This window comes from Paenibacillus sp. Marseille-Q4541, assembly GCF_018310695.1.
In the GTDB taxonomy this organism is placed as follows: domain Bacteria; phylum Bacillota; class Bacilli; order Paenibacillales; family Paenibacillaceae; genus Paenibacillus.
Genome location: NZ_JAGXCY010000014.1, coordinates 99312 through 107741 on the forward strand (window position 1 = coordinate 99312; position 8430 = coordinate 107741).

7 protein-coding genes, 1 rRNA gene and 1 riboswitch are annotated in these 8430 nt (G+C 42.3%); of the genes, 1 reads left to right on the forward strand and 7 read right to left on the reverse strand.

What is annotated here, in order from left to right:
- Window positions 1-19: 19 nt before the first annotated feature.
- From purE to KFT32_RS15520, 5 genes are all read right to left on the reverse strand, one after another.
- Window positions 20-505 carry a 5-(carboxyamino)imidazole ribonucleotide mutase gene (gene purE / locus KFT32_RS15500; RefSeq protein WP_211748128.1) on the reverse strand — a complete coding sequence of 162 codons (486 nt, stop codon included), beginning with the start codon at window positions 503-505 and terminating at the stop codon, window positions 20-22.
- Between the two features lie 158 nt (window positions 506-663).
- Window positions 664-765: riboswitch (purine riboswitch) on the reverse strand.
- A gap of 231 nt (window positions 766-996) precedes the next feature.
- Window positions 997-1431: a universal stress protein gene (locus tag KFT32_RS15505; protein ID WP_211748129.1), complete on the reverse strand. Its 435-nt coding sequence runs from the start codon at window positions 1429-1431 to the stop codon at window positions 997-999.
- Between the two features lie 71 nt (window positions 1432-1502).
- Window positions 1503-1766, reverse strand: a complete 264-nt coding sequence (locus tag KFT32_RS15510) for a DUF1294 domain-containing protein (RefSeq protein ID WP_211748130.1) — start codon at window positions 1764-1766, stop codon at window positions 1503-1505.
- A gap of 347 nt (window positions 1767-2113) precedes the next feature.
- Window positions 2114-2251 (reverse strand): hypothetical protein, encoded by a 138-nt coding sequence (locus tag KFT32_RS15515; protein WP_211748131.1) that lies wholly within the window; start codon window positions 2249-2251, stop codon window positions 2114-2116.
- A 97-nt stretch (window positions 2252-2348) separates the two neighbouring features.
- Window positions 2349-4487, reverse strand: a complete 2139-nt coding sequence (locus KFT32_RS15520; RefSeq protein WP_211748132.1) for a DNA topoisomerase III — start codon at window positions 4485-4487, stop codon at window positions 2349-2351.
- 296 nt (window positions 4488-4783) lie between these two features.
- Here KFT32_RS15520 and KFT32_RS15525 point away from each other — a divergent pair, with 296 nt between their 5' ends.
- On the forward strand, window positions 4784-6718 hold the full coding sequence (locus KFT32_RS15525) for an amidase family protein (protein WP_211748133.1): 1935 nt from the start codon (window positions 4784-4786) through the stop codon (window positions 6716-6718).
- Window positions 6719-6943: 225 nt separating this feature from the next.
- On the opposite strand, the gene KFT32_RS15530 is transcribed toward KFT32_RS15525, so the two are convergent.
- Window positions 6944-7945, reverse strand: coding sequence for a ketoacyl-ACP synthase III (locus tag KFT32_RS15530; RefSeq protein WP_211748145.1), 1002 nt, complete (start codon window positions 7943-7945; stop codon window positions 6944-6946).
- Window positions 7946-8233: 288 nt separating this feature from the next.
- Window positions 8234-8350, reverse strand: a 5S ribosomal RNA gene (rrf, locus tag KFT32_RS15535).
- Between the last annotated feature and the right edge of the window lie 80 nt (window positions 8351-8430).

Below are 8430 nucleotides of genomic sequence, written 5' to 3' on the forward strand. Positions count from 1 at the left end.
GTACTTGCGTTGTCTCGAATCATAGGGTGTCACTGCTTTCAAGCACTTCATTACGGATACGATCTCTTCTTTCCGTTATACGGTGTGCAACATCAGGATTAAAAGAGCCAATGATCTGTGCTGCCAGTAGTCCAGCGTTGACTGCACCAGCTTTCCCTATTGCTACGGTAGCAACAGGAATGCCGCCTGGCATTTGTACGATGGATAACAAGGAGTCAAGCCCATTTAAAGCTTTGGACTGTACAGGAACGCCAATGACAGGCACAACCGTTTTGGACGCTACCATCCCTGGCAAGTGCGCAGCTCCCCCTGCTCCAGCAATAATTACCTTGATCCCGCGCTCATAAGCAGACTCTGCATATTCAAACATCAGGTCTGGCGTACGATGAGCGGACACTACCTTTTTCTCATAAGGAATGTTAAGCTCCTCAAGCACTTCACACGCATGCGCCATGGTTTCCCAATCCGACTTGCTTCCCATAATAACACCGACTTGCAATGACATCTAATCCTCTCCCTTTGATCCAAACTTCTATTCAAAATAAAAACCGAAATCCTTGAGAAGAAGATCAATTCACGGATTCCGGACATTTTGCAGAAGATACCTGTTTCCCTTCATGGGCATGGAAAAGCGTCAGCCATTAAGCCGCGGCTATTAGCTGCGGACGGCACAGATACCCTCGTAGTCCGGAAATTTTCGGTCTCCAGGTAGATACTTCCGGGCCATATCCCCGGCATTATACGAGTTATTTATATGGTTTTCATTGAGATTTACGTTTTCCTATTCCTTCTTGCTTTACCTCTCATAGTTTAACAATCCCCTACACTAGATGTCAACTTAAAGACGAACATTCAATAGATTGATATTTGTAATGTTCGTGATTTTTGCTAATAAACAAAAAACAAAAACCAGTAACTTCCACCTATGATGAAAGATACTGGTTTGGATTAATTTATTTACGTATGTGATAAACATTTTGTATTAATTTTCCTAGCTCATTTTACGATCAAAACAGGAATACTTGCTTCTTGTGCAACACGGTGACTGACGCTTCCCAGCATAAATTCACGAATTCCGCTTAGACCACGACTGCCAATGACAATCAAATCAGTGTTATTTTGTTTAATATACTCCACAATAACGTCAACTGGTGAACCTTGGATGAGTTCAACCTGCGCGTCCGCTCCCATAGCAGCCAGTCTTTTCTTCGCTTCTTCTACCGTTTGCTCGGCAAGTTCGTACACTTCATTGTTAACCGAAGGAGGAATAGGTGCAAGCCCCTCGCCAATAAATACTCTTGGGAAATCATAAACATGCAGTACTTCAAGAACGGAATTCTCTGACATATTCGTTAACTGCACTGCCTTTTCAAGTGCTTTATTTGCTACCTCGGAGCCGTCATAGGCTAGTAGAATTTTAGAAAACGACATGAGGAACCGCCACCTTTCTGTATGTACTGTTTATTAACCACTCTCTTGAACGATTGAATCATTTTAAATACCTAACTTAAAAAATATCCATAAAGTACCGCATTAACAAACAAAAGAACAGGAACACCGATTGTAAAACTGGCATGCTTCGTTTTATGACGCTTACGGTACATCGCTATGAGAATGCCGAGTGAACCACCAATTGTAGCAAGCAAAAACAATGTTTTCTCCGGCACCCTGTCTCTTCTCTTCTGGGCTCTTCTTTTATCTTCAGACATCACCAGGTAGGCTACCACATTAATAAAAACAAACCATACCATGATTCCCTCTCTCATACAGACAGCCCCTTTCATCGCTTGTTGTTAGCAAGCCCCATCTCCTATTATACCGTTCGCTAGAACATGGAAGCAATGAATACACTCACTGTATAAGAAGGTCTTTAAGGGAAGAGTAAAGATATGTATTCAGAATTGTTCGATGATATGGATCTCCATTTTTAGTCATGAAGTAACACGAATTTATTGTTGCTTATCTTATTGTAACGTAGCCCCCGCATTTCTATACACACGGGCCTCACAATTAGAAAAGAACAGGCACCTTTCGGAAAGGCGCCTGTTCTTACTCTACCTATATTCAAACATTATACGGTAAAATTAAAAATTTCGCTCCCCTTACCAAGTGTTTAAGACTCCTGTTTTGGAATCCCGTTCAAGCTCGGCGGATACTCAGCAGCTTTAGCCGGCCGAAGTGTCTTGCTTTCTTCAAGGATACTCGACTTGTTTTGCTGGTTTTTAATTTTCTGCGGTTTGTTATGCGGCATTTGTGGCTCACCCCCTGAAGAATAGGTTGCCATCCTGCCATTTCATTATGCGAAGGAATATTTACATGCTATAGCCCGCGGTGCTCTGCTGACTAGATTACTTCCCTTCCTTCTGCTCCATTGCTGCTTTCAGCAAATCTCCAAGATTAGAACCAATCGATTCCTTTTTCTCGAATTGCTTCACCAGCTTTTGTTGTTCACGTTTATTTACACGTTGTTTGTCCTTATCTACCGTTTCCGTGATCCCGCAAGGTAAGCATTGAACATACAGACCTGCCTTACCTTCCTTGAGTTCCATCTTCTTATGACACTGTGGACAACGACGATTCGAAAGTTTTTTTTCTGCAGAGCGTTTGTAACCACAATCACCAGAAGGACATACTAGAAATTTTCCACGTTTCGATTTCTTCTCGAGTAATCGTGTACCGCAATCTGGACAATGGCTATTCGAAACATTATGCGGTTTGTATTCCGTTGTACTGTTCTTCACACTGCGCACCAGCTCGCCTGCCATCGTACGGATTCCATTCAAAAATGGTTCAGGCTGACCTTGCCCCTTGGCAATACGCTCAAGCTCAGCTTCCCATTTCGCAGTGAGCTCCGGAGTACGCAGCTGCGGAGCAGCCAGTTCAATTAGCTGTTTTCCTTTGCCTGTTGGATGCATCACATTCCCTTGACGCTCGATGGTATCTGAACTCACGAGCTTCTCAATAATGTCCGCACGAGTAGCCGGGGTCCCAAGCCCATGCTTCTCCATTTGACCGAGCAAAGCAGCTTCATTATACCGTTTAGGTGGGAGTGTTCTGCCTGGTTTCACAATACACCGCTGGATTTTGAAAGTTTCACCTTCACGAAGTTCAGGAAGCTGCTGACCACCTGATTTTGCATCGTGAGACTCATCTTCTGAATCCCCGTCGTCCTCGTACCCCTCTGCTCCGTATACTTCACGCCAGCCGTGATCCTTTACGGTCGTTCCTTTAACTGCAAGCGTTTCTTTTTCCACTTCTAACTTCACCTGGACTGCATCATATCTTGCAGGAGGATAGAACAAACTAATGAATCTTCTCACGATAAGGTCATATAACTTACGCTCGTCGGTAGATAGTCCATTTAATAGCACCGTCTGCTCCGTAGGTATAATCGCATGGTGGTCGCTTACTTTACTGTCATCCACTATGCGTTTCGTAATAGGAAGCGACTTACGTAGTAATGGACGAGCTAGAGCGCTATAAGGTCCCACCGCCACACTCTCTAGCCGTTCTTTAAGTGTACCTGTCATGTCACTCGTCAAATATCGGCTATCTGTCCGAGGGTAGGTGACCAGCTTATGCTGTTCATACAAACGCTGAAGAAGATTTGAGGTCTCTTTTGCCGAGAATCCGTATCTTTTATTCGCATCCCGCTGCAGTTCCGTCAGATCATAAGCGAGAGGATGAGGCTCAACCTTTTCACTCTTCTTCACCTGGATTACTTTTGCTGATGCACCATCTAATTTGCGCTTCAATTCTTCCGTCCGTGTTTTGTCAAAAATACGAGCGTCTCCTTGAGGAGCACGCCACATTGCTTGAAAACTTCCAAAATCAGCAGCAATTGTATCGTACTCTTCAGAACGGAAATTCATAATTTCCTTTTCACGATCCATAATCATTCCGAGCGTCGGTGTTTGAACCCGACCGGCAGATAACTGAGCACCATACTTCACGGTAAGAGCTCTTGTTACATTTAGTCCCACCATCCAGTCAGCTTCTGCACGGCAGCGAGCCGATTCATACAATCGATCAAACTGATGTCCTGGTTTCAGATTAGCAAAACCTTCTTTTATCGCTTTATCTGTCTGTGAAGAAATCCAAAGACGTTTAAAAGGCTTCTTAAAATGCGCCATCTGAATAATCCAACGAGCAAGAAGTTCCCCTTCTCTCGCCGCATCTGTAGCTATAATAAGTTCTTTAATATCCTGTCTTTTCATTAGCTGCTGCACAGCTTTATACTGATGGTTCGTTTCCCGAAGCACCTTAAGTTTCGTTTGTTTCGGTAGAATCGGCAAATCTTCTAGGTTCCATGTCGCATATTTATGATCATAGTCCTCCGGCTCCGCAAGACCTACCAAATGTCCCAAAGCCCAAGTCACCACATACTGCGGTCCTTCAAAATAACTTTTATGTTTTTCACGGCTTCCCATGACGCGTGCAATCTCACGTGCTACCGAGGGTTTTTCTGCTAATACGAGTACTTTCATAACTCTCCCCTTTCTGCAATATCTCTATTATAACATTCACGTAAAGTGATGAGAAAATGCTATAAACGATATTGATGTTATATATTATCACATTAATATTATTGTTATTTAGTTTTCGTTATTTCCATGTCTATTTTAAATCACAAAGTAATTCAATGAAAAAGAAAGATATACCGAGAAAATAACATATGTAATCGTTTTAATTAGTATTTTGCTAATTTGTAAGATTACCTAACATAAATTATGATTCGTTTAACTTATTTTTCCTCTACAACTTTAAAGGAGTGAATTCACTTATGAATCGTCAGCCATCTTCTCTGTGGAAAAAAGCGGGTCAGACTTTCCTTACTACCGCACTTATTTCAGCATCACTTTTCTCCTCTTCTTCAGAACTATTCGCATCCCCCTCCAAAGCAGATAGCAGTAAGACAGCTACATCAACTTCTGTCCAAACCAAAGTTACCGTAGATTATTTCTATGAATCCATGAAAAAAACTGCGGAAATCGCAGGAATTCCTTTTACAATGGCCAAACCTGAAGGTACTATGCTACAAAGACAAACTGCAGCCAAGGCAATTCAAGAATGGTTATCTCTACCTGTATCCTCTAATTCATTCAAAGATGTACCTGAAAAGCACGCCTATACATCGGCAATTAGTGCTGTTTATCAAGCCGGTATTATGAATGGGTACAGTAAGGAACTGTTTTTCCCTAAATCCCCATTGACCCAAAGTGACATAGATCTAATATCTGAACGGATTTTAGCTTACATACAACCTTTTGAGATTGAAGAAGCTACGATTAGAAGTATTCAAAAAGCGATGGAACAAGGAAAACTAACCTCCCACGAACTGGTGCAAATGTACCTTGATCGAATTGAAAAAAATGATGATAAGGGCTCTGCTATCAATTCTATTATTACAATAAACGATAGCGCACTTGAGATAGCCGATCAACTAGATGCTGAGCGAAAAACATCCGGTCCCCGCGGTCCCCTTCACGGGATTCCTATTCTCGTCAAAGACAATTATGACACTTCAGATATGCCAACATCGGCTGGATGCATTTGCCTTAAAGACTCCATTCCAAGTGAAGACGCAGATCAGATCGCCAAATTAAAAGCAGCAGGGGCAATCATTTTAGGTAAAACCAATCTGCATGAATTCGCCTTCGGAATTACGACCTCCAGTTCCTTAGGTGGACAAACCCTTAATCCATATGCCTTGGATCATTATCCAGGTGGATCAAGCGGCGGAACGGGAGCTGCAATCGCAGCAAACTTTGCCGTTGCAGGTATGGGTACGGATACAGGCGGTTCCATCCGTATTCCGTCCAGTTTTAACAGCCTTGTAGGCATTCGGCCAACCATTGGATTGTCCAGTAGAGATGGTATTATTCCCCTTGCTCTAACACAAGACGTAGGAGGTCCAATGGCTCGTACTGTTGCAGATGCAGCATTGGTTCTAGAAGCAACCACTGGATACGATCCAGATGATCTTGCGACTTCCTATAGTGTCGGCCGTACTCCTGAATCCTACACTTCATATCTTGATGAAAAGGGACTACAAGGGGCACGAATCGGGGTAGCCACTGAATTATTTGCAAGTAGCAATGCGGAAGAAAAAGAGGTGTCTGCACTCGTATATCAAGCGGTAAGTGATATTAGATCACTTGGTGCATCTGCTGTTGAGATCAAAATTCCGAATCTGGACCAAATAGGTAAATTCCCAAGCCTCAGTAGCTATGAATTTAAGTTCCAATTGAACGATTATCTAGGCGAGCTTGGCGATGCTGCCCCTTATCACACACTTTCAGAGATTATTGAGTCTGGTGAATTTGACCAAAGCCAAGCATCCTCAATGAAATCAAGAAATGCACGCGAATTACTAGAAACAGAAGAGTATAAAGATATCGTGCTAAACCGGACAAAAGTAACCCGAGAAGCTTTACTAAAAGTGATGGCCGAGAATGATCTGGATGCTATTGTGTATCCAACAACAACACAAGCAGCAGCCGTTATCGGAGATTCTCAAAATGCAGGTGGTAATAATCGCCTTAGCCCTTTCTCCGGCTTCCCTGCGATTACAGTTCCTGCAGGATTTACAACAGAGGGGCTTCCGGTAGGAATTGAGTTTCTTGGCAGAGCCTTTGATGAAGGTACACTCATTAAGCTCGCTTACAGCTATGAACAAGGAACTCAGCATCGTAAAGCACCTGTCCTTTCGGAATAGTACCTATCATTTTTCATTTTCTATATGAATTAGAGAAAGGAAATAGTACCTACTACGATCTGTAAGTTTTTCTTCGAGAATAAAAAACAGACTTGCATACGAGCAAGTCTGTTTTTTACTTATATTACTTTTATCAATATCCTTCACGGAGTGCCCTTACCACTACTGGCACATGATCTGAAGAATACCAATAAAAGAAATCTCTTGTCCAGACGAGATCTTCACCTATGAATTTGTTACATCAGGGACTCCCCAACGCACAATACTTCCTGCATAAGTTAGTCCTCCTCCAAACCCAAACAGTAGCATCGTATCGTTATATTTCACACGTCCCTCGTCTACAGCTAACTGAATAGCAAGAGGAATAGAAGCTGCAGATGTGTTCCCACGATATTCTACACTTGTCAGCGTGCGTTCTAAAGGAACAGGTCCCTTTTCACAAATCGATTCAATCATACGCAAATTGGCACTATGGGGTACAAACCACTGGATTTCAGCTGAGGTTAGCCCTGATTTAAGTATTAACTCTTTTGCTTTTTCCGGAACGTTACGTACAGCCCATTTGTAAACTTCACGTCCATTCTGGATAAGATGACCATTCTTCTGAAGGTCTTGACCTTCCATCTGTTCAGCAAAGGTCGTTTTATATAAATGGATCCCACCAGTGCCTTGTGTCCCTGAAATAGATGCGATGAATCCAGGTTCATCTTCACTTCTCTCCACAAGTACTGCTCCCGCACCATCTCCGAATAAAATACAAGTGGTTCGATCTGTATAATCCGTAATCTTTGACAGGGTTTCAGCACCAACCACGAGAATTTTATGATACATTCCGCTAGTAATGAGACTGTCTGCTAGTTGTAATCCATATACAAAGCCTGCACAAGCAGCACTTAAATCCATCGTTCCTGTTTGAGGTATATTAAAATAGTGCTGTATTCGTGCAGCAGCACTTGGGAAGGTATATTCTGCCGTACTGGTAGCTACAAGAATCATGTCCACATCGTTAATATCTATTTGATATCGTCTTATCATATCCTCAATTGCTTTGCAGCTTAGGTCTGACACGTATTCATGCTCTGCGGCAATACGCCGCTCTCGCATCCCTGTACGTTGTACAATCCATTCATCATTAGTATCCACGATCTTCTCTAGTTCTGCATTACTCAGAATTTTCTCTGGAACATAAGTACCGATTGCAGTAATTTTTGCTTTTGAATGTACGATAAGATCACCTTCCCATATTTTATATACACATTATAACACCAGGTACTAGTACTTGGTACTAATTTATATTGAGAAAATACACCATTATTTCAATCTCTCATATATCTTTCACATAGATTAAATAATAAATTGGATGAATCTACACTAGTATGTGGGGCACGTGAGGTAATTTATTAAGTATAAATTGGAGGAAAAGGAAATACAAGCAATCTGAAGATTAGACGAGTACCTACTTTATGACATTATTATATATAAAAAGACACTACCTACTGGTAGTGTCTCATCTTTGCTTGGCGGCGTCCTACTCTCCCAGGACCCTGCGGTCCAAGTACCATCGGCGCTGGAGGGCTTAACGGTCGTGTTCGGCATGGGTACGTGTGGAACCCCTCCGCTATCGCCACCAAACGGTGCATTTTTTCAAATGCGGTATTCAAGGAATTGCTCCCTGAAAACTAGATACGAAACAATCTTTGCAATTTATAGCA

Coding starts and splice junctions, on each gene's coding strand:
- purE (WP_211748128.1), bottom strand. CDS start 505: ATGTCATTGCAAGTCGGTGTTATTATGGGAAGCAAGTCGGATTGGGAA.
- KFT32_RS15505 (WP_211748129.1), bottom strand. CDS start 1,431: ATGTCGTTTTCTAAAATTCTACTAGCCTATGACGGCTCCGAGGTAGCA.
- KFT32_RS15510 (WP_211748130.1), bottom strand. CDS start 1,766: ATGAGAGAGGGAATCATGGTATGGTTTGTTTTTATTAATGTGGTAGCC.
- KFT32_RS15515 (WP_211748131.1), bottom strand. CDS start 2,251: ATGCCGCATAACAAACCGCAGAAAATTAAAAACCAGCAAAACAAGTCG.
- KFT32_RS15520 (WP_211748132.1), bottom strand. CDS start 4,487: ATGAAAGTACTCGTATTAGCAGAAAAACCCTCGGTAGCACGTGAGATT.
- KFT32_RS15525 (WP_211748133.1), top strand. CDS start 4,784: ATGAATCGTCAGCCATCTTCTCTGTGGAAAAAAGCGGGTCAGACTTTC.